Genomic DNA, 17,633 nt, shown 5'->3' on the forward strand with positions numbered 1-17,633 from the left:
CGTGCGGCAGGTCATCATCATCGGCTCGGGACCGGCGGGATACACCGCCGCCATCTACGCGGCGCGCGCGAACCTCGAACCGCTTGTGATCGCCAGCTCCGTCGAGGCCGGCGGCGAGCTCATGAACACCACCGAGGTGGAGAACTTCCCCGGCTTCCCCGAGGGCATCATGGGCCCCGACCTGATGGCGAAGATGCAGGAGCAGGCCGAGCGCTTCGGCGCCGAGGTCCTCTACGACGACGTCGTCGAGCTCGACATCTCCGGCGACATCAAGAAGGTCACGCTCGGCAGCGGTGCCACCCACGAGGCGGAGTCCCTCGTCTTCGCGACCGGCTCCGCGCCCCGCAAGATCGGCATCGAGGGCGAGTCCCGCCTGTCCGGTCGCGGCGTCTCCTACTGCGCCACCTGCGACGGCTTCTTCTTCCGCGAACGCGTCATCGCCGTCGTGGGCGGCGGCGACTCCGCGATGGAGGAGGCGACGTTCCTCACGAAGTTCGCATCGAAGGTGTACGTCATCCACCGCCGCGGCGAGCTGCGCGCCTCCAAGATCATGCAGGACCGCGCGATGGCGAACGAGAAGATCGAGTTCGTCTGGAACAGCGAGGTCGTCGACATCCTCGGTGAGGATGCCGTGACCGGCGTCGTCCTGCAGGACACCGTCGACGGATCCACCCGTGAACTCCCGCTTCAGGGCGTATTCGTCGCGATCGGCTACGACCCGCGCACGCACCTCGTGCACCAGAGCCTCGAGCTGACCGAGCACGGGACGGTGTGGGTCGACGGCCGCACGTCACGCACGTCGGTCCCCGGCGTGTTCGCGGCGGGCGACGTCATCGACCCGACGTACCGCCAGGCCGTCACGGCAGCGGGCAGCGGAACGGTCGCCGCCCTGGACGTCGAGCACTACCTCGCGGCACGGGGCGATGCGGGCCTGCCGGCCACGGAGGTCGCGGAGATCGACGGCCTCGCCGACGTGGGCGTCGCCTGACCGGAACAAACCGCGCGCCCCGCGCGTTCCACCCTGTTGGACACACCGCGTGTCGATTCCGAAGGAGACAGACATATGACCGCCAAGGCCACGAGCGAGAGCACCTGGCAGCAGGACGTCATCGACGCCGAGGGCCCGGTCCTCGTGGACTTCTGGGCCGCCTGGTGCGGACCGTGTCGCATGGTCGGCCCGATCCTCGACGAGATCGCGACCGAGCACCCGGAGAAGATCACCGTCCTCAAGCTCAACGTCGACGAGAACCCGAACCTCGCGATGGAGTACCAGATCACCTCCATCCCCGCGATGAAGGTCTTCAGCAAGGGCGAGGTCGAGAAGACGATCATCGGCGCCAAGCCGAAGTTCGCGCTCGAGCAGGACCTCGCGGCGTACATCGCCTGACGCAAGACATCGGGAGCCCCGGTCGGAATACACATCTGACCGGGGCTTCTTCTATGCCCGGCTGCCGTTCAGGAGGCCTCCGCGCGCACCGACGCATCCCACGTGCGGTGCGGCTCGCTGCCCAGCAGACGCCACACGGCCCGGGTCAGATCGGGGTAGTCGAGCGCGATCTGTCGCAGCACGCGGTAGTTGCGCGCCGCGCTCGGCCGATTGCCGCCGTCGGCGGCGATGTTCTCGGCCCGCAGTGTCAGAACGACGAGCTCATCGACCGTCGGGAGATCCTCCATGAAGTCCCACGGGTCCTCGCCGCCGCGCACACGCTCCTCGACGAGCACCGACAGCTCGTCCGCCGATTCCGCGCGCAGAACCTCGAGGCTCGCACGCCGCGGGAGGTTCTGACGATCGGTCACCCATCCAGCCTACGACGACCGTTTGCGAGGTGGATCAGAGCGCGCCGAATCCGTCGTCGCCGATCTCGGACAGGATGCGGTTGAGATCCTGAATCGTAGCGAAATCGATGATGACCTGGCCTTTTCGTGAGGTCAGGTTGATCTTGACCTTCGTGTTCAGGCGGTCTCCGAGCCGCTCCGCGACCTCATCGAGATGCGCCCGGCGGGCACCGGCCTTGGGTGCCACGCGGCGCGTCGACCCGGCATCCGGGAGCTTCGCGGCCGCCTCGGCGGCGCGCACCGACAGGTCCTCGTTCACGATCTTGTCGGCCAGGCGGCTCATCGCCGTCTCATCCTCGAGCGACAGGATGGCCCGGGCGTGACCGGCGCTCAGCACACCCGCCGCCACGCGCTGCTGCACGGGAACGGGGAGCTTGAGCAGCCGGATCGTGTTGCTGATCTGCGGGCGGGAACGGCCGATGCGGCCGGCGAGCTCCTCCTGCGTGATCCCGAAGTCCTCGAGGAGCTGCTGGTAGGCCGAGGCCTCTTCGAGCGGGTTCAGCTGGGAGCGGTGCAGGTTCTCCAGGAGCGCGTCACGCAGCAGGTGCTCGTCCGACGTGTCGCGGACGATCGCCGGGATGGCGGTCAGCCCCGCCTCGCGCGCGGCGCGCGTCCGGCGCTCGCCCATGATGAGCTCGTACTTGCCGTCTTCGTTCGTCCGGACGACGACCGGCTGCAGGACGCCGAACTCCCGCACGCTGTGCACGAGCTCGGCGAGATCGTCGGCGTCGAAGTGGGTGCGCGGCTGCCGGGGGTTGGGGACGATGTCGTGCGGGTCCACCTCGATGAAGGAGGTGCCGGGGATCGCGATCAGCTCGGCGACATCCTCCGCAGGAGAAGCCTGCTCGATCGACGCACCGGGGAAGAAGACGTCCACCGGGCGCGCGGCACCGGCCTCGTTGGCCTCCGAGGTGGGGATGAGCGCGCCGATGCCGCGCCCCAATCCGGTTCGCTTCGCCATCAGTTGTTCTCCTCGTCGTCGTGCGTGTGCCCTCGTCGTGCGATCTCCACCGCGGCTTCGCGATAGGCGATCGCCCCGGCCGACTGGCCGTCGTACGCGACCACCGTCTGGCCGAAGCTGGGTGCCTCCGACACGCGCACGGAGCGCGGGATGACGGTGCGGAGCACCTCGGCGGGGAAATGGCTGCGCACCTCCTCGGCGACCTGCTGTGCGAGCCGGGTCCGGCCGTCGTACATGGTCAGCAGGATCGTGGAGAGGTGCAGTGCGGGGTTCAGGTGCTTCTGGATCATGCGGACGCTGCCGAGCAGCTGGCTCAGGCCCTCCAGCGCGTAGTACTCGCACTGGATCGGGATCATGAGCTCGTTCGCCGCGGTGAACGCGTTGATCGTCAGCAGTCCCAGCGACGGCGGGCAGTCGATGAGCACGAAGTCGATGTGCTCGGGGGCCGCCGCGAGGTAGTCCTCCAGCGCGGTGCGCAGCCGGTGCTCCCGCGCGACCTGTGACACGAGCTCGATCTCGGCGCCGGCCAAGTGGATGGTGCTCGGAGCGCAGAGCAGCAGCGGGGATTCCGGGCTCGTCTGCACGATCTCCGCGAGAGGGAACTCGTCGATGAGCACGTCGTAGACGCTCGGGATGTCCGCCGTGTGCGGCACACCGAGCGCCGTGGAGGCGTTTCCCTGCGGATCGAGGTCGATCACGAGCACTCGCGCGCCCACCAGCGCGAGCGCGGAGGCGATGTTCACGGTCGTCGTCGTCTTTCCGACGCCGCCCTTCTGGTTCGAGACCGTCACGACCCGCGTCGGTCCGCCGAACTCGAGGGTGACCTTCTCCAGCGCCCGACGCCGAGACGAGAGGTCGGCGATCTCGCGGGCCAGCGGGGTGTCGCCGAGGGAGAAGGGTGCGGGAGAGGTCGCGTACTCCGATTCCTGCACCTGCAACTCCTGTCGTACCGGGGGCTCATCCCACTGTAGTCGAGCGCGCGGACGCCACCGACGCCGTGTCGGCGCGTCAGTGTTTCACGTGAAACACGGGCGACCGGCGCTCCCGATCCAGCGCGAGGGTCGGGCGGGATGTTTCACGTGAAACCGGGCATCGGAGGCGGGTGCGACCTCGGAGCCGGTCACCGTTCGACCGGTCACGCGACGCCGTGCCGCGTTTCACGTGAAACGTCGCTGACGCGTCTCGGCATGTCACTCGATCAATCACTGCATCCGCCCCCCCGTCGGCGACCGGATGTTTCACGTGAAACGGTGCGGAGCCGCTCAGCGCACGGTGGCGCGGATGACCCGCGTGGGCTCGTCCACGACGCCCTCGCCGACCGGCTCCACACGCACATGGGAGAGCTTGTAGCGCCGGATCTGCTTGTCCGCTGCCGTGATCTCGTTGGCGGCGTTGGCGCCCTTGAGGAGGATCAGCTCACCGCCGTCCCGGACGAGCGGCGCAGTGAGGGGGATGAGTGTGCGGAAGGCACTGACGGCCCGGGCGGTCACGGCGTCGAGGACGGGGCCCTCACGCCACTCCTCGCCGCGCGCACGCACGACCTCGACGTTGTCCAGCCCCAGGTCCGCGACCTGCTCGTCGAGCCATGCGACGCGGCGCTCCATCGGCTCGATGAGCACCCACCGCACATCGGGTCGGGCGATGGCGAGCACGAGGCCGGGGAGGCCGGCACCGGAGCCGATGTCGCCCACCCGGGATCCCGCCGCGAACAGCGGCGCGGCGACCGCGCTGTTGAGGATGTGCCGGGACCACAGGCGCGGCGGTTCCAGCGGTCCGATGAGACCGCGCTCCTCGCCGTGGGCACCCAGCGCCGCCGTGAACCGGCGCGCCAGATCCGCGCGGGCGCCGAACAGGGCGTCGACGCCGGCGGGTTCCCGCTCGATCTCCACCGTCACTGTTTCACGTGAAACATCACGCGCGGCGGATGACGGTGTGCCGGTCGGCGGCCTCACCGTACGACTCCGACACGAACCCGCGCTCCGCCACGATGTCGTGCACCAGCTTGCGCTCGTAGCTCGACATGGCGGGCAGTGATGCCTGCGACGCACCGTCATCCAGACGTGCGATGGCGCGGTCCACGAGCTTCTCGAGCTGCTTCTGACGCGTGTCGCGCGATCCGCCGATGTCGAGGATAAGCCGCGAGAAGCGTCCGGTCTTCGTCTGGACGGCGATGCGGGTCAGCTCCTGGAGCGCCTGCACGGTGTCGGGGTCGGAGAGGAGGTCGAGCGATCCCTCGACGTCGTTCTCCACCGAGACGTAGGCACGGTCGCCGCGCACATCCAGCGCCAGGTCGCCGTCGATGTCGGCGATGTCGAGCAGGGCCTCGAGGTAGTCGGCGGCGATGTCGCCTTCCTGCTCGAGGTGCTCGACGCTCGTGCTGTGGCGCTGCTCGGTCGATTCGGGAGAGGTGGTCATTGACGGTCCTTGATCGATGTCAGTGGTCGACGTCAGTGGTCGACGGGCGGGTTCTGGGGCTTGGGCTTGTTGCCCTGCTTCTTCGCGCGCTGCTTGCCGACGGGCTGCTGACGCTTGGGCGCCTGCTCCTTCGCGCGCTGCGCCTCTTCGTAGAGACGCTGCTGCTCGGCCTCGTACTTCTCGATGGGAACGATCTTGCCCTGGGAGTCGAGCGCCTTCCCCTTGCGGGCCAGCCGCTCCTCGCGGGCCTTCGCCGCCTCCGAGCCGGGCGTGGGCATGTTGCGGATGACGAGGAACTGCTGACCCATCGTCCACAGGTTCGAGATGAACCAGTAGATGACGACGCCGAGCGGGAAGAAGACACCGGAGAAGATGAACGCCAGCGGCAGGACGTAGAGCATGATCTTCTGCATCTGGTACGCCTGGCCGGTCTTGGCCTCCGGCGACAGGTTCTTCGAGATGATCTGCAGCTGGGTCATGAACTGCGACCCGATCATGAGGATCACGAGGATCACGAGGATCGTGACCGTGGCCTCCCAGCCGGCCGGCTGGAGCTGGATGGCTTCCATGAGGCTCGTGTGCAGGGGAGCGACGCCGAAGAGCTTGGCGTCGTAGAACTCGAGGGTCAGCTCGGGGTTGAGCAACCCCACGCCGCCGAGACCGGCCTCGGCGTGCTTCTTGACGTCGCTGAGCGTGTAGAAGAGGGAGAGGAAGATCGGCATCTGCACGAGCAGGGGGAGACACCCCGACACCGGGGTCGTGCCGTGCTTCTTGTACAGCGCCATGGTCTCGCGGCTCATCGCCTCGCGAGAGAGCTGATCCTTCTTACCGCGGTACTTGTCCTGAACTTTCCGCAGTTCAGGGGCGATTTCCATCATCTTTCGCTGACTCTTGATCTGCTTGACGAACAGCGGGATCAGAGCCGAGCGGACGACGAGGACGAGGCCGACGATCGACAGCACCCACGTGATGCCGTCGTTCGTGCCGAGGCCGAAGAAGGTGAAGATCGCGTGCCAGGCGACGAGGATCAGTTCGACGAGCCACTTCAGCGGCCAGAGGATCGTACTGAAGAGGTCGAAGCCGCCCGCGGACGCGTCGGGCGTCGGGGTGGCGGCGGCGGCGAAGAGAAGATCCAGCACGGATCAGTCCTTTCTGGGGGGCACGACGAATCCGTGCGGAGTCAGGTGGTGTCGGAATCCCTCGCGCGGGCGTACATCGTCGATGCCGCCCTGTGCCCAGGGGTGGCAGCGCGCGATGCGGGCGGCGGCCAGCGCCGCGCCCTTGACGGCACCGTGCTGCTGGACCGCGCCGACGGCGTAGGCCGAGCACGAGGGGTAGTACTTGCAGACGTCGCCGTACGCGTGCGAGATGGTCGCGCGATAGGCGTGCAGCACCGCGAGGACCGCGTTGCGGGGAAGGAGGGGAACGGCGGTGAGGATGTCGGATGCCGAGAAGTGCGCGTCGCCCGTCGCCGACGCCGGCAGCGTCGCGGAACTCACGCCGCGGCTTTCCGGCTGAGGCAGCGGGCCACTTCGTCGCGGAGCTCGCCGTATTCGGCGGTCGCCGCACCGGGCAGGGCGCGGATGACGACGTCCGTGCCGTCGCGGACGCCGCCGAGCGCATCGGCGCACACGGCTTTGAGCCGGCGCCGCACGGTGTTGCGGACGACCGCGGATCCCACCTGCTTGCTGACGATGAAGCCGAAGCGCGCCGAACGAGCCTCGGAGGTCGTGACCACGTAGGTCACCGTGTGCGCGGCGGCGCAGCGGGCACCCCTGCGGACGACGGCCTTGTACTCCGCCCCGCGGGTGATGCGGTTCCCGCGCGCCAGCACCGGGTCAGGTCAGGCCGAGAGCTCGGTGCGCCCCTTGGCGCGACGAGCCGAGAGGATCGCGCGACCGGCACGCGTGTGCATGCGGGCGCGGAAGCCGTGCTTCTTGGCGCGGCGGCGGTTGTTGGGCTGGAACGTGCGCTTGCTCATGAGATCACTCCGGATCGGCTCGTCACCCGAACGCTCTAGACCGGGGACACAGGTACAGGGGACTGCCCGCGAGGGCATAAGTCAACCGACTAAGAATACGTCGACATGCCGGATTACCCAAACCGGGTCCGCGGAAACGTGTCATTATCCACCGACCTCCCAGACATCCTGGCGACGACACGCGGACCGGATCTACAGTGGATTTGGCTCCGCACGACGCGGTGACTAGCGTGGCTCGGGCACTTATCCACAGGTGTGGACAGCGTATCCGATCGACTGTCACCCGCGCTTTCTACCCTTGGGGGGACATGTCTTCGCACGATCTTCCGGACGTCCCGGTCTGGACGGCTGTGCTGGATGTGCTCGCCGATGACGACCGCGTCACGCCACAGCTGCAGGGATTCCTGAATCTCGCCGTCGCGCAGGGGGTCATGAGCGGCACGCTCTATCTCGACGTGCCGAACGACCTCACCGCCGCACAGCTGAACAAGCGACTGCGCGCCCCCATCATGGAGGCCCTCGCCCACGTGCATGCCGAGCCTTCCGCCTCGGCCTTCCGCGTCGTGGTGAATCCGGAGCTCGCCGACGCGCACCTCACGGCCCCCGTGCCCGTGCAGTCCGCGACGCAGCCGGTGATCCCGCGCCCCGCCGCCGAGGATTATGCCGAGCAGGCGGCACCCGCCACGCGCAACGACACCCGCCTCAACCCGAAGTACACGTTCGACAACTTCGTCATCGGCCAGTCCAACCGCTTCGCCCACGCGGCCGCGGTCGCCGTGGCCGAGGCGCCGGCGAAGGCCTACAACCCGCTGTTCATCTACGGCGACTCCGGCCTCGGCAAGACCCATCTCCTGCATGCCATCGGCGACTACGCGCTGAACCTGTACACCGGCATCCGCGTCCGCTACGTCTCCAGCGAAGAGTTCACGAACGACTTCATCAACTCGATCGCCAACAACCGCGGCTCCGCCTTCCAGGCGCGCTACCGGGATGTCGACATCCTGCTCATCGACGACATCCAGTTCCTGCAGGGTCGTCAGGAAACGCAGGAGGCGTTCTTCCACACGTTCAACACGCTCCACGACCACGACAAGCAGGTCGTGATCACGAGCGACGTGCCGCCGCGGCAGCTCACCGGCTTCGAAGACCGCATGCGCAGCCGGTTCGAGTGGGGTCTCATCACCGACGTCCAGGCGCCCGACCTCGAGACCCGCATCGCGATCCTCCGCAAGAAGGCGCAGAGCGAACGGCTCCTCGTGCCCGACGAGGTCCTCGAGTACATCGCGACGAAGGTCTCCTCCAACATCCGCGAGCTCGAGGGCGCCCTCATCCGCGTCTCGGCCTTCGCGAGCCTCAACCGCTCGTCGCTCGACATCTCGCTGGCCCAGACGGTGCTGCGCGACATCGTCGACCATGACGATGCCAACGTGATCTCGCCGACCGACATCATCACCGCGACGGCGCAGTACTTCCGTCTCTCCGTCGACGACCTCTACGGCTCCAGCCGCTCCCAGGCCGTCGCGACGGCCCGTCAGATCGCGATGTACCTGTGCCGGGAGCGCACGAGCCTGTCGCTGCCGAAGATCGGGCAGCTCTTCGGCAACCGTGATCACACCACCGTCATGTACGCGTACAAGAAGATCAGCGAGCTCATGAAGGAGCGGCGCTCGATCTACAACCAGGTGTCCGAGATCACGACGCAGCTCGGTCGCGTCGGCCGCTGACCCGCCTCGGTCCGCCATCGGCCGATATATTCCCTCACCCGCGCTTGACACCCGTCGCGCGGGTGTCCATCATGACGTTCTGCACAGTGTGGAAAGCCTGTGGATAACTCCTCGTCCGATCCGGATGATTGTGAGCGGATCGCGGATCCCTGTGGATGACAGGTTCGACGCCCGGACGACGGCTGCACCGGAGAACACGCGGATTCCGCAGCCGGCCCACAAGTTACACCGATGTGGTTTCGGCTCCGTCAGCGGGATCGGCCGAGTTATCCACAGTTTCCACAGCGGTTAACACCATGACATCTCTCTCCCTCTTCGAAATCCCGATCCGATCACCTCAAGGGCGAACGGGCCGGAGCGGGGCCCAGGCCGTCGTGGCGCACAACGCCGGGAGCGAGGGCACTAGCATGGGAAGGCCCTACTCGACGTCAAGGGAGCGCCAGTGAAGTTCCACGTGAATCGCGATGTGTTCAGCGAGGCCGTGTCGTTCGTTGTGAAGCTCCTTCCGCAGCGCAACCCGCAGCCGATCCTCGCCGGTGTGCTCATCGAGGCATCCGAAGACGGTCTGTCGCTCGCCGCTTTCGACTACGAAGCATCCGCCCGCACGACGATCGAGGCGACCGTCGACGAGCCCGGCACGATCCTCGTCCACGGCCGACTGCTGTCCGAGATCGCGAGCCGCCTGCCGAATGCGCCGATCGAGATCTCCGTGGCCGAAGACGGCGGCATCGTGCTCACGTGCGGTTCCGCACGTTTCACCCTCGCCTCGATGCCGGTGCAGGAATACCCCGCGATCCCCGAGGTGTCCGGCGACTCCGGTCTTGTGCCCGCCGAGGACTTCGCGACCGCGATCGCGCAGGTGGCCTTCGCGGCGTCTCGTGACGACGTCACCCCCGTGCTCACCGGCGTGCAGCTCGAGGTGGCCGGCACGCAGCTCAGCCTCGTGGCGACCGACCGCTACCGCGTCGCACTCCGCGACATCCCCTGGGACGGCGGCACGGTGGGCGATGAAGATTCCACGACGGCGCTCGTGCCGGCCCGCACCCTCACCGAGGTCGGCAAGACGTTCGCGCACTCCGGCGACATCAAGGTGTCGTTCTCCGGCTCCGGCGACCGCGAGATCATCGCCTTCACCGCGGGCAACAAGACCGTCACGTCGCTGCTGATCAAGGGGAACTTCCCGCCGGTCCGGCGCCTGTTCCCCGAGCAGACCGATCACTACGCGGTGGTCAACACCGCCGAGCTCGTCGAGGCCGTCCGCCGTGTCGCACTCGTGCTCGACCGGTCGGCGCCGCTGCGGTTCACGTTCTCCGAGGAGGGCGTCTCGATGGATGCCTCCGGCACCGAGCAGGCCCGCGCCACCGAGTCCGTCGACGCGACGCTCACCGGGGAGGACGTCACGCTGGGCCTGAACCCGCAGTACCTGCTCGAAGCGCTCGGCGCCGTCAAGAGCGAGTTCACGCGGATCACGTTCACCTCGAGCGAGAACGCCAACAAGCTGAGCCCCGTCCTCGTGACGCCGCAGACCTCGGGCGGCCCGGAGAGCTTCAAGTACCTCCTGCAGCCCAATCTCCTGCTCCGCTGAACCCCGACGTCGCCGGTCCTCGGCGCACACGGCGAGGTCAGGGGCGCGGATTAGGGTGATCTGGTGATCGTGGAGCAGCTCAGCCTCGTCGACTTCCGCAACTATGCGGCAGCCGACGTGACGCTGGCCGCCGGTGCCAACGTCTTCGTCGGCCGCAACGGTCAGGGCAAGACGAATCTCGCGGAGGCGATCGCGTTCTTCGCGACGCTCGGCTCGCACCGCGTGTCGCAGGACGCTCCCATGGTCCGGCACGGGGCGGACGCCGCGATCGTGCGGGCCCGGCTCGCACACGGCGATCGCCGCATCCTGCTCGAGGTCCAGCTGAACCGGACCGGCTCCAACAAGGCTCGCGTGAACGGGGCACCGACCCGCACGGCGGAGCTGCCCCGGTATGCGCAGGTCGTGCTCTTCGCGCCCGAGGACCTGCAGATCGTCCGCGGCGACCCGACCTCGCGCCGCCGTTTCGCCGATCAGCTCCTCATCCAGCGCACCCCCCGCATGGCCGGTGTGCTCGCGGACTACGACCGGGTGCTCAGGCAGCGAACGGCGCTCCTGAAATCGGCGCGGGCGCGCGGCATCCGGGGTGACGCGCTGTCGACCCTCGAGGTGTGGGACGACAAGCTCGTCCAACTCGGCACCGAGGTGATCCGGGCGCGGCTCGCCCTCGCCGCCGACCTCGCTGTTCCGGTCGCCGAGGCGTACACCGCGATCGCCGGCGCCGATCACCGGCCCGAGCTGGAGTGGGCGCTGACCGTGAGCGGTGCCGATCCGGAGGACGGCGACGCGTCCGCGACGGTCGCCGACGCCGCGGGGATCGAGTCGCTCTTCCGGCAGGCCCTCGCCGCCAAGCGCCCCGCCGAGCTCGAGCGCGGGATGACGCTCGTCGGCCCGCACCGGGACGACCTGCTCATGCGGGTGCGTGGACTCCCGGTCAAGGGCTACGCGTCGCACGGCGAGTCCTGGTCGGTGGCCCTCGCGCTGCGCCTCGCCTCGGCGCGGCTCCTGCGCGAGCAGTCGCGCCTGGGCGACCCCGTGCTCATCCTCGACGACGTCTTCGCCGAGCTGGATGCCGACCGCCGGTCGCGTCTGGCGGGCGTCGTCGCCGACTTCGAGCAGGTCATCGTCACGGCCGCGGTCGAGGAGGACGTGCCGGCCGCGCTCCGCGCCCGCACCGTGCGCGTCGAGGCCGGCACGATCAGCGAGGCAGCCGATGTCTGACGCCGACGGCATCCCGGAGACGGTCGCGACGTACCTGCGCCTGCGCGGTCTCGAGCCGTCGATGGCGAAGAAGCGCCGACGGCGCAAGCGCGATGACGACGAGAACCTCCCGTTCGCCCCGGGACGCGACCCGAAGGGCGTCGGCGACCTGCTGGCCGACCTCACCCGGCAAGCCGGCTGGGACCCGGCGCTCGCACGGGAGGACCTCGTGCTGCAGTGGGAGGAAGTGGCCGGTGCCGAGACCGCGCGGCATGCGCATCCGGTCGCCCTCGGCGACGGCGTGCTGACCGTCCAGTGCGATTCCACGGCCTGGGCGAAGAACCTCCACCTCATGCGCGGGGTCATCCTCACCGAGATCATGGCGCGCTTCCCGGACGCCGGTGTGCAGAACCTCCGTTTCGTGGGCCCGGACGTCCCCTCCTGGAAATGGGGCCCCAGAGCCGTTCCAGGGCGCGGTCCTCGCGATACCTACGGCTGAACCACGTCCTGCGACCTCTGAGGAGGTTTCAACGCGCCACAGGGCCGTTTTCGCCCAGCTCGGCAGGCGTTTCACGATAGACTGGGACCACACTGCAAGAACGATGTGGAGCGCTCGAAACATATGACGTCTGAAACCCCCGACAGCGTTCCCGAGGATCTCCCCCCGCAGCCGGCCGCGAAGGTTCCGGCCGAGTACGGGGCCGATGAGATCCAGGTGCTCGAGGGGCTCGAAGCGGTGCGCAAGCGCCCCGGCATGTACATCGGATCGACGGGCGAGCGGGGCCTGCACCACCTCGTCTACGAGATCGTCGACAACTCCGTCGACGAGGCTCTCGCCGGATACTGCGACACGATCCACGTCACGATCCTCGAAGACGGCGCTCTGCGCGTCGTCGACAACGGCCGCGGCATCCCCGTCGACATGCACAAGGCGGAGGGCAAGTCCACCGTCGAGGTCGTGCTCACCGTGCTGCACGCCGGCGGAAAGTTCGGCGGCGGCGGCTACGCCGTCTCCGGCGGTCTGCACGGCGTCGGATCCTCCGTCGTCAACGCCCTCTCCACGCGCCTCGACGTCGAGGTCAAGCGGCAGGGCCACGCCTGGCGGCAGACCTACCGCGACGGCGGTGTGCCCGAGGCGCCCCTGGCCATGGCGGAGGAGACCGACGAGACCGGCACGACCATCACGTTCTGGCCCGACGACACGATCTTCGAGACGGTGTCGTTCGACTACGACACCCTGCGCACGCGCTTCCAGCAGACGGCGTTCCTCAACAAGGGCCTCCGCATCACCCTGCGCGACGAGCGGCCCGACTCCTCGTACATCGTCGACGGCGAGGACGGTACGGCGCAGACCGTGCAGAAGCACGACGATTTCCTCTACGAGCGCGGCCTCGTCGACTACGTCGAGTACCTCAACAAGGTGCGCAAGGCCGACGTCGTCAACGACGAGATCATCGAGGTCGAGGCCGAGGACACCGTCCGGCACATCTCCCTCGAGCTCGCCATGCAGTGGACGACGAGCTACACCGAGAACGTCTTCACGTTCGCGAACACGATCAACACGCACGAGGGCGGCACCCACGAAGAGGGCTTCCGTGCCGCGATGACCGTGAACATCAACAAGTACGCCCGCGAGAAGGGCATGCTCAAGGAGAAGGACGACAACCTCACGGGCGAGGACATCCGCGAGGGACTCACCGCGGTCATCTCGGTGAAGCTCTCCGAGCCGCAGTTCGAGGGGCAGACCAAGACGAAGCTCGGCAACACCGAGGCGAAGGCGTTCGTCCAGAAGGTCGTGGGCGATCAGCTCACCGACTGGCTCGACCGCAACCCGGCGCAGGCCAAGCGCGTCATCATGAAGGCCATCGACGCCGCGACGGCGCGGATGGCGGCCCGCAAGGCCCGCGAGACGGCACGGCGCAAGAGCGTCTTCGAGTCGGCATCCATGCCCGACAAGCTCAAGGACTGCACGAGCAAGGACCCGTCGATCAGCGAGATCTTCCTCGTCGAGGGTGACTCCGCCGGCGGCTCCGCCGTCTCCGGTCGCGACCCGGAGCGGCAGGCGATCCTGTCCCTCCGCGGCAAGATCCTCAACGTGGAGAAGGCGCGCCTGGACCGCGCCCTCGGCAACGCCGAGATCCAGGCGATGATCTCCGCCTTCGGGACCGGCATCGGCGAGGACTTCAACGTCGAGAAGGCCCGGTACCACAAGATCGTCCTGATGGCGGATGCCGACGTCGACGGCCAGCACATCACGACGCTGCTGCTCACCCTCCTCTTCCGCTACATGCGCGGGCTCATCGAGGCCGGCTTCGTGTACCTCGCGCAGCCGCCCCTGTACCGCCTCAAGTGGTCGAACTCGCCGCACGAGTACGTCTACAGCGACCGGGAGCGCGACGCCCTGATGGCCGATGGCCTCGCGGCCGGCAAGCGCATCCCGAAGGACAACGGCGTGCAGCGCTACAAGGGTCTCGGCGAGATGAACGCCAAGGAGCTGTGGGAGACCACGATGGACCCGCAGACGCGGACCCTCCGCCAGGTGACCATCGACGACGCGGCCGCCGCCGACGAGATCTTCTCCGTGCTGATGGGCGAAGACGTGGAGGCGCGGCGCGGGTTCATCCAGCGCAACGCCAAGGACGTCCGCTTCTTGGACATCTGAGCGCTGCGAACGGAACTGAGAGAACATGACTGACCAACAGCGCCCCGAACTCCCCGAGGGCTACTCGCACGGCAACATCGACCAGGTCGACCTCCAGGTCGAGATGCAGCGCAGCTACCTGGACTACGCGATGAGCGTCATCGTCGGGCGCGCACTGCCCGACGTCCGCGACGGCCTCAAGCCCGTCCACCGCCGCGTCATCTACGGCATGTACGACGGCGGCTACCGTCCGGACAAGGCGTACTCGAAGTGCGCGCGCGTGGTCGGCGAGGTCATGGGCCAGTATCACCCGCACGGCGACAGCGCGATCTACGACGCGCTCGTCCGCCTCGTGCAGCCGTGGTCGCTGCGCTATCCGCTCGCCGACGGCCAGGGCAACTTCGGCTCGCCCGGCAATATGGGCGCCGCCGCCCCGCGGTACACCGAGACCAAGATGGCCCAGCTGGCCCTCGAGATGGTCCGCGACATCGACGAGGAGACCGTCGACTTCGAGGACAACTACGACGGCCGGACGCAGGAGCCCACCGTCCTGCCGGCGCGGTTCCCGAACCTCCTCGTCAACGGCTCGGTCGGCATCGCCGTCGGCATGGCGACCAACATCCCCCCGCACAATCTCCGCGAGGTCGCCGACGGTGCGCTCTGGTCGCTGGAGAACCCCGACGCTCCGCGCGAGGAGCTGCTCGAGCAGCTCATGCAGCGCATCCCCGGGCCGGACTTCCCGACCGGTGCGCAGATCCTCGGCACCCGCGGCATCCGCGACGCGCAGCGCACGGGCCGCGGCTCGATCACGATGCGCGCCGTCGTCAACGTCGAGGAGATCCAGGGGCGCACGTGCCTCGTCGTCACGGAGCTGCCGTACCAGGTCAACCCCGACAACGTCGCCGCCAAGATCCGCGACCTCGCCCGCGACGGCAAGCTCAGCGGCATCGCCGACATCCGCGACGAGACCTCCGACCGCACGGGTCAGCGCCTCGTCATCGTCCTGAAGCGCGATGCCGTCGCGAAGGTCGTCCTCAACAACCTGTACAAGCACACGCAGCTGCAGGAGAACTTCGGCGCCAACATGCTCGCGATCGTCGACGGCGTGCCCCGCACGCTGCCGCTCGACGGATTCGTGACGCTGTGGATCGACCACCAGGTCGAGGTCATCGTCCGGCGCACGCAGTACCGGCTCCGCGAGGCCGAGAAGCGCATGCACATCCTGCGCGGCTACCTCAAGGCGCTCGATGCGCTCGACGAGGTCATCGCGCTCATCCGCCGGTCCCCGACCGTGGACGAGGCGCGCGAAGGCCTGAAGGCCCTGCTCGAGATCGACGACGCGCAGGCGGATGCCATCCTGTCGATGCAGCTGCGTCGCCTCGCCGCCCTCGAACGGCAGAAGATCGTCGACGAAGCCACGGCGCTCGAGCTGAAGATCACGGACTACAACGCGATCCTCGCGAGCCCGCTCCGGCAGCGCACGATCATCCGCGACGAGCTCACCGAGATCGTCGACCGCTTCGGCGACGAGCGCCGCACGCACATCCTGCACGGTTTCGACGGCGACATGTCGATGGAGGACCTGATCCCCGAGGAGGAGATGGTCATCACCGTCACCCGCGACGGGTACATCAAGCGCACCCGCAGCGACAACTACCGCTCGCAGCACCGCGGAGGCAAGGGCGTCAAGGGCGCGCAGCTGCGCGCCGACGACGTCGTCGAGCACTTCTTCGTCACGACGACCCACCACTGGCTCCTCTTCTTCACGACGAAGGGGCGCGTGTACCGCTCGAAGGGCTACGAAGTCCCGGAGGCCGGCCGCGATGCGAAGGGCCAGCACGTCGCGAACCTCCTCGCGCTGCAGCCCGGCGAGGAGATCGCGCAGATCCTGGCCCTCCGCGACTACAGCGCCGCGCAGTACCTCGTGCTCGCGACGCGCGACGGCAAGATCAAGAAGACGGCGCTCACCGACTACGACACCAACCGGCAGGGCGGCATCATCGCGATCCGCCTGCGCGGCCAGGACGACGAGGACGGCGACGAGCTGGTCAGCGCCCTGCTGGTCGACGAGACCGACGACATCCTGCTCATCTCCCGTCACGGCATGTCGCTGCGCTTCACGGCCGGCGATGATTCGCTCCGGCCGATGGGCCGCGCGACCGAGGGCGTGAAGGGGATGTCGTTCCGCGAGGACGACAGTCTGCTGTCGGCATCCGTCGCGCGCGACACCGATTTCGTGTTCGTCGTCACGGAGGGCGGCTACGCCAAGCGGACCTCCGTCGACCAGTACCGCGTCCAGGGACGCGGTGGACTCGGCATCAAGGTGGCCAAGCTGAACGAGGATCGCGGCGTGCTCGCGGGCGGCATGATGGTCGCCGAGGACGACGAGGTCTTGGTGGTTCTTGCCAGCGGCAAGGTGGTACGCTCTGCCGTGGCCGAGGTCCCCGCCAAGGGTCGCGACACCATGGGTGTCGTGTTCGCCCGCCCCGATGACGACGATCGCATCCTCGCGATCGCCCGCAACGGTGAGCGTGGGCTGGCTCAGGCCGCCGAAGCCGCGGCATCCGAGGATGCCGCCTCCGCCGCCGCAGATGACGCCCCGCCTGCGAGCCCCGAAGAGAGTGACACTGACGCATGAGCACGGTAGCCGACAAGCTGGCCAAGAAATCGTCCAGCAAGACCAGCTCCAAGCAGGTGCGCCTGCGCCTGGTGTACGTGGACTTCTGGTCCGCCGTGAAGCTGTCGTTCCTGGCGGCGGTCGCCCTCGCGATCGTGACGATCGTGTCGGTGTTCCTCATCTTCATGGTCCTGCAGACGACGAACCTCATCGGCAAGCTCGACGAGTTCTTCCTCGCGTTCACGGACGGCAGCTTCCAGCTGAGCGCGTTCCTGAACCTCCCGCAGGTGATGGCGTTCGCCGCGATCGTCGCGATCCTCAACCTCATCGTCGTGACGGTGCTGGGCGCCGTCGTCGCGGGGATCTACAACCTGATGGTCAAGGTCACGGGCGGTCTGCTCGTGGGGTTCACCTCGAACTGACCGGATTTCGGGATTGCCCGTGATTCGGGTAAAGTCTTGGAGGTTGACGGCGGCGACGCCGATCTCCAGACGGGGCTATAGCTCAGGCGGTTAGAGCGCTTCACTGATAATGAAGAGGTCCCAGGTTCAAGTCCTGGTAGCCCCACACAACACATCCCCCGCGGGGCCTTAGCTCAGTTGGTAGAGCGCCTGCTTTGCAAGCAGGATGTCAGGAGTTCGAATCTCCTAGGCTCCACAGGACGAAGAGGCCGGCC

Annotated in this window: 18 protein-coding genes and 2 tRNA genes; 11 read left to right on the forward strand and 9 right to left on the reverse strand. The window is 67.9% G+C overall.

The window, feature by feature from the left end; translation table 11 throughout:
- The first annotated feature begins 1 nt into the window (after position 1).
- Entirely contained in the window at positions 2-988 is a 987-nt protein-coding gene (gene trxB, locus BR85_RS10090) for a thioredoxin-disulfide reductase (protein ID WP_028496232.1), read from the forward strand.
- Between the two features lie 75 nt (positions 989-1,063).
- On the forward strand, positions 1,064-1,387 hold the full coding sequence (trxA, locus tag BR85_RS10095; protein ID WP_028496231.1) for a thioredoxin: 324 nt from the start codon (positions 1,064-1,066) through the stop codon (positions 1,385-1,387).
- A gap of 68 nt (positions 1,388-1,455) precedes the next feature.
- Here the strand turns inward: trxA and BR85_RS10100 are convergent, their stop codons facing one another.
- From BR85_RS10100 to rpmH, 9 genes are all read right to left on the reverse strand, one after another.
- On the reverse strand, positions 1,456-1,797 hold the full coding sequence (locus BR85_RS10100; RefSeq protein ID WP_028496230.1) for a hypothetical protein: 342 nt from the start codon (positions 1,795-1,797) through the stop codon (positions 1,456-1,458).
- Positions 1,798-1,831: 34 nt separating this feature from the next.
- Positions 1,832-2,797: a ParB/RepB/Spo0J family partition protein gene (locus BR85_RS10105; protein WP_028496229.1), complete on the reverse strand. Its 966-nt coding sequence runs from the start codon at positions 2,795-2,797 to the stop codon at positions 1,832-1,834.
- Positions 2,797-3,729 (reverse strand): ParA family protein, encoded by a 933-nt coding sequence (locus tag BR85_RS10110; RefSeq protein ID WP_028496228.1) that lies wholly within the window; start codon positions 3,727-3,729, stop codon positions 2,797-2,799. The genes BR85_RS10105 and BR85_RS10110 overlap by 1 nt, the downstream gene beginning before the upstream one ends.
- Before the next feature lie 330 nt (positions 3,730-4,059).
- Positions 4,060-4,692 carry a 16S rRNA (guanine(527)-N(7))-methyltransferase RsmG gene (gene rsmG / locus BR85_RS10115; protein ID WP_028496227.1) on the reverse strand — a complete coding sequence of 211 codons (633 nt, stop codon included), beginning with the start codon at positions 4,690-4,692 and terminating at the stop codon, positions 4,060-4,062.
- 16 nt (positions 4,693-4,708) lie between these two features.
- Complete coding sequence (locus BR85_RS15425) at positions 4,709-5,212, reverse strand: Jag family protein (protein ID WP_028496226.1); 504 nt, start codon at positions 5,210-5,212, stop codon at positions 4,709-4,711.
- A 32-nt stretch (positions 5,213-5,244) separates the two neighbouring features.
- On the reverse strand, positions 5,245-6,348 hold the full coding sequence (gene yidC / locus BR85_RS10125) for a membrane protein insertase YidC (RefSeq protein ID WP_028496225.1): 1,104 nt from the start codon (positions 6,346-6,348) through the stop codon (positions 5,245-5,247).
- Positions 6,349-6,354: 6 nt separating this feature from the next.
- Entirely contained in the window at positions 6,355-6,696 is a 342-nt protein-coding gene (gene yidD / locus BR85_RS10130; RefSeq protein ID WP_051526287.1) for a membrane protein insertion efficiency factor YidD, read from the reverse strand.
- 11 nt (positions 6,697-6,707) lie between these two features.
- Positions 6,708-7,046: a ribonuclease P protein component gene (gene rnpA, locus BR85_RS10135; RefSeq protein WP_028496223.1), complete on the reverse strand. Its 339-nt coding sequence runs from the start codon at positions 7,044-7,046 to the stop codon at positions 6,708-6,710.
- A 9-nt stretch (positions 7,047-7,055) separates the two neighbouring features.
- Entirely contained in the window at positions 7,056-7,193 is a 138-nt protein-coding gene (gene rpmH / locus BR85_RS10140; protein ID WP_026302947.1) for a 50S ribosomal protein L34, read from the reverse strand.
- A 308-nt stretch (positions 7,194-7,501) separates the two neighbouring features.
- On the opposite strand from rpmH, the gene dnaA reads away from it, so the two are divergent.
- The 9 genes from dnaA to BR85_RS10185 all read left to right on the forward strand — a co-directional run bounded on the left by dnaA (position 7,502) and on the right by BR85_RS10185 (position 17,614).
- Positions 7,502-8,917 carry a chromosomal replication initiator protein DnaA gene (gene dnaA / locus BR85_RS10145; protein ID WP_028496222.1) on the forward strand — a complete coding sequence of 472 codons (1,416 nt, stop codon included), beginning with the start codon at positions 7,502-7,504 and terminating at the stop codon, positions 8,915-8,917.
- Between the two features lie 442 nt (positions 8,918-9,359).
- Positions 9,360-10,502, forward strand: a complete 1,143-nt coding sequence (gene dnaN, locus BR85_RS10150; protein WP_028496221.1) for a DNA polymerase III subunit beta — start codon at positions 9,360-9,362, stop codon at positions 10,500-10,502.
- A gap of 63 nt (positions 10,503-10,565) precedes the next feature.
- Complete coding sequence (gene recF, locus BR85_RS10155; protein ID WP_028496220.1) at positions 10,566-11,720, forward strand: DNA replication/repair protein RecF; 1,155 nt, start codon at positions 10,566-10,568, stop codon at positions 11,718-11,720.
- Positions 11,713-12,198, forward strand: coding sequence for a DciA family protein (locus tag BR85_RS10160; protein ID WP_028496219.1), 486 nt, complete (start codon positions 11,713-11,715; stop codon positions 12,196-12,198). The genes recF and BR85_RS10160 overlap by 8 nt, the downstream gene beginning before the upstream one ends.
- 123 nt (positions 12,199-12,321) lie before the next feature.
- Positions 12,322-14,361 carry a DNA topoisomerase (ATP-hydrolyzing) subunit B gene (gene gyrB, locus BR85_RS10165; RefSeq protein ID WP_028496218.1) on the forward strand — a complete coding sequence of 680 codons (2,040 nt, stop codon included), beginning with the start codon at positions 12,322-12,324 and terminating at the stop codon, positions 14,359-14,361.
- A 25-nt stretch (positions 14,362-14,386) separates the two neighbouring features.
- The gene (gene gyrA / locus BR85_RS10170; protein ID WP_028496217.1) at positions 14,387-16,978 is read left to right on the forward strand and encodes a DNA gyrase subunit A; all 2,592 of its coding nucleotides are present in this window, start codon (positions 14,387-14,389) and stop codon (positions 16,976-16,978) included.
- Positions 16,975-17,379, forward strand: coding sequence for a DUF3566 domain-containing protein (locus tag BR85_RS10175; RefSeq protein WP_028496216.1), 405 nt, complete (start codon positions 16,975-16,977; stop codon positions 17,377-17,379). The genes gyrA and BR85_RS10175 overlap by 4 nt, the downstream gene beginning before the upstream one ends.
- Before the next feature lie 71 nt (positions 17,380-17,450).
- A tRNA-Ile gene (locus BR85_RS10180) sits at positions 17,451-17,524 on the forward strand.
- 17 nt (positions 17,525-17,541) lie between these two features.
- Positions 17,542-17,614: transfer RNA gene (locus BR85_RS10185), tRNA-Ala, on the forward strand.
- The last annotated feature ends 19 nt before the right edge of the window (positions 17,615-17,633 follow it).

The sequence above is a fragment of the Microbacterium sp. UNCCL10 genome (genome assembly GCF_000746195.1).
Lineage (GTDB): Bacteria > Actinomycetota > Actinomycetes > Actinomycetales > Microbacteriaceae > Microbacterium > Microbacterium saccharophilum.

Coding starts and splice junctions, on each gene's coding strand:
- trxA (WP_028496231.1), top strand. CDS start 1,064: ATGACCGCCAAGGCCACGAGCGAGAGCACCTGGCAGCAGGACGTCATC.
- BR85_RS10105 (WP_028496229.1), bottom strand. CDS start 2,797: ATGGCGAAGCGAACCGGATTGGGGCGCGGCATCGGCGCGCTCATCCCC.
- BR85_RS15425 (WP_028496226.1), bottom strand. CDS start 5,212: ATGACCACCTCTCCCGAATCGACCGAGCAGCGCCACAGCACGAGCGTC.
- rpmH (WP_026302947.1), bottom strand. CDS start 7,193: ATGAGCAAGCGCACGTTCCAGCCCAACAACCGCCGCCGCGCCAAGAAG.
- dnaA (WP_028496222.1), top strand. CDS start 7,502: ATGTCTTCGCACGATCTTCCGGACGTCCCGGTCTGGACGGCTGTGCTG.
- BR85_RS10160 (WP_028496219.1), top strand. CDS start 11,713: ATGTCTGACGCCGACGGCATCCCGGAGACGGTCGCGACGTACCTGCGC.
- gyrB (WP_028496218.1), top strand. CDS start 12,322: ATGACGTCTGAAACCCCCGACAGCGTTCCCGAGGATCTCCCCCCGCAG.
- gyrA (WP_028496217.1), top strand. CDS start 14,387: ATGACTGACCAACAGCGCCCCGAACTCCCCGAGGGCTACTCGCACGGC.
- BR85_RS10175 (WP_028496216.1), top strand. CDS start 16,975: ATGAGCACGGTAGCCGACAAGCTGGCCAAGAAATCGTCCAGCAAGACC.